This is a genomic window from Acinetobacter sp. YH16038, assembly GCF_013417275.1.
Taxonomy (GTDB): domain Bacteria; phylum Pseudomonadota; class Gammaproteobacteria; order Pseudomonadales; family Moraxellaceae; genus Acinetobacter.
The window spans coordinates 1-2,615 of record NZ_VPEG01000098.1 but is presented as its reverse complement, the minus strand read 5'-3'; the positions used below and the strand labels follow the sequence as shown (position 1 = coordinate 2,615).

General features: G+C 46.9%; 3 protein-coding genes. All 3 read left to right on the top strand.

Features of this window, described 5'->3' with window-relative positions; genetic code table 11:
* Positions 1 to 81: 81 nt before the first annotated feature.
* The 3 genes from FTV34_RS16835 to FTV34_RS16825 all read left to right on the top strand — a co-directional run bounded on the left by FTV34_RS16835 (position 82) and on the right by FTV34_RS16825 (position 2,584).
* Entirely contained in the window at positions 82 to 510 is a 429-nt protein-coding gene (locus tag FTV34_RS16835; protein WP_180054013.1) for a transposase, read from the top strand.
* Positions 507 to 842 carry an IS66 family insertion sequence element accessory protein TnpB gene (gene tnpB / locus FTV34_RS16830; RefSeq protein ID WP_004783682.1) on the top strand — a complete coding sequence of 112 codons (336 nt, stop codon included), beginning with the start codon at positions 507 to 509 and terminating at the stop codon, positions 840 to 842. Before FTV34_RS16835 ends, tnpB begins: the two co-directional genes overlap by 4 nt.
* A gap of 74 nt (positions 843 to 916) precedes the next feature.
* Positions 917 to 2,584, top strand: coding sequence for an IS66 family transposase (locus tag FTV34_RS16825; RefSeq protein WP_180070836.1), 1,668 nt, complete (start codon positions 917 to 919; stop codon positions 2,582 to 2,584).
* The last annotated feature ends 31 nt before the right edge of the window (positions 2,585 to 2,615 follow it).

Here is a 2,615-nt window from a genome sequence, read left to right as displayed (position 1 = left end):
GTAAGCGTCCGCTGAGCCCCACTTTTTCTAACTCATTAATACCGCGATAGTGTCCACTAAAATTTAAGTGGACACCTATTTATGGATTTAAAGACAGTTATAGACACTGCACCAACGCTAAAAAAGCCCCGTCGAACCTTCACGGCTGAATTTAAACATCAACTTATTCAGCAATGCCAGCAGCCAGATACATCGGTGGCTAAGGTCGCAATGCAACATCAGATCAATGCCAATCTGTTGCATAAATGGATTCGTCAGTCCAGATCAATGGTTCCATCATTAACAATCTCATCCATTCCACAGACCGACTTCCTTCCCGTCATTCTTCACCCGACGCCAATCAAACAAGAAGCACCTCCGCCACCTGTGCCAGAAAAGAAAGCTACCGCTCATATCAGGATTCCATTACATGATGAACAAGGTTCCGTAAGGGATCAGATGATCGAAATCGAATGGCCGGTGGAGTCTGCAACTGAATTACTGCTTTTACTTCAGGGCTTGATCAAATGATCCGTATCGATGAAATCTGGTTGTCTACCCAGCCCATGGACATGCGTGCGGGTATGGATACGGCCATGGCGCAGATTATGAAAGCCTTTGGCTCAATCAAACCGCATTGCGCCTACCTGTTCTGTAATAAACGTGGCCATCGTATGAAAGTGCTGGTACATGATGGACTGGGCATCTGGCTGTGTGCCAGGCGGCTGGAACAGGGAAAATTCCACTGGGCTAAAGTTCACCAGGGTGAAAACGTAGCTCTCAGTCCAGAACAGTTACAGGCACTAATTCAGGGTTTGCCCTGGCAGCGCATTGGACGACAGCAAGTGGTAACAATGCTCTAAACTAGGCTGCTACATTCTGCTATTCTCCAAACGTTCTATTTCCTCTGCGTCATGACCTCAGGCATACTGCGGTCATGAAAATGCTGCCTGATTTAAGCCAACTGACCCATGAACAACTGCTGGAATTTACCCGGCAGTTGGCGATGCAGCATCAACAACTCGCAGAAGATAAACAACAATTAGATGCTCAAGTCCAACATCTGGAAGTATCAAATCAACAATTAGATGCCAAAGTTCAACATCTTGAAGTCACCAATCAGCAATTAGATTCTAAAGTTCAGCATCTTTCTATTCTCAATCAAAAATACGAGCATGAACTGGCGCTGTTTAAAAAGCATAAATTCGGCAGTAAAAACGAACATCTTACCGCAAAACAAATCCATCTATGGGACGAAGCGGTCGAAGAAGATATCGCAGCCGTTGATCTAGAATTAGAACGATTAAATGCAGATAAAACCGATGCAGCGACACAGAAAGCCACAGTCAACAAACCTAAACGTCGACTGCTGCCAGATCATCTACACACCATCCGTATTGAGCATGAACCTGCATCAACCCAATGCAGTTGTGGCTGCCAGTTACGTCGTATCGGCGAAGATATCAGTGAAAAACTGCATTTCAGACCGGCACAGTTCTATAAGGAACAGCATGTACGTGGCAAATGGGTCTGTGATCAGTGTGACACCCTGACTCAGCAAGCGATGCCCGCCTATGTGATTGATAAAGGTATTGCCAGTCCTGAACTGCTCAGCCATGTGCTGGTATCGAAGTATGCCGATCATTTGCCGCTGTACCGTCAGCGCCTGATCTATCAGCGGGCGGGCATTGATCTGTCCAGATCTACTTTATCTGACTGGATTGGTCGCTGCGGTGTGGAACTGGAACCTCTGGCCAATGCCTTAAAACAGGTGGTGCTGCAACAGCGGGTGATCCATGCCGATGAAACGCCGGTCACCATCATGCGGATGGGTGATGATGAGAAAAAACCGAAGAAAGGTTATGTCTGGGCCTATGCCACTACACAGTACAATCCAGTTCAGGCAGTGATCTATGACTTTCAGGATAGTCGTTCAGGTCAGCATGCTGAAGCGTTCCTGAATGGCTGGCAGGGTCATCTGGTCTGTGATGATTACAGTGGTTATAAAGCACGCTTTAAATCAGGCGATGTCATTGAGGTGGGCTGCATGGCACATGCACGTCGTAAATTTCATGAACTGCATGTGACCGGGAAAAGTCAGATCGCTGAACAGGCATTAGTGCTGATTCAGAAACTGTATGCCATAGAAGCAGAACTCAGGAAAAAGACCGATGGTACAGCAGAACATCGCCGCGAATATCGGCAAAAGCATAGTCAACCGGTGATGCAACAACTGTATGAATGGCTCAACCAACATTATCTGACGGTGCCATCGAGTTCTCCAACTGCCAAGGCGATCAATTACAACCTAAAACGTTGGCAGGCACTCTGCCGCTATCTGGATGATGGTAATTTGCCTATAGATAATAACTGGATTGAAAATCAGATGCGCCCCTGGGCGTTGGGACGTAAGAACTGGCTGTTTGCTGGCTCGCTGCGCAGCGGCCAACGAGCTGCCAATATCATGACTTTAATCCAGTCAGCAAAGCTGAATGGACTGGATCCGTATGCCTATTTAAGTGATGTGCTGAAAAGGCTGCCGACGCATAAAGTGACCCAAATAGAAGAATTACTGCCACACCGCTGGAAATCCGACCAAAATTAAAAAATAGGCATGGGATTCAGCGGACGCTTAC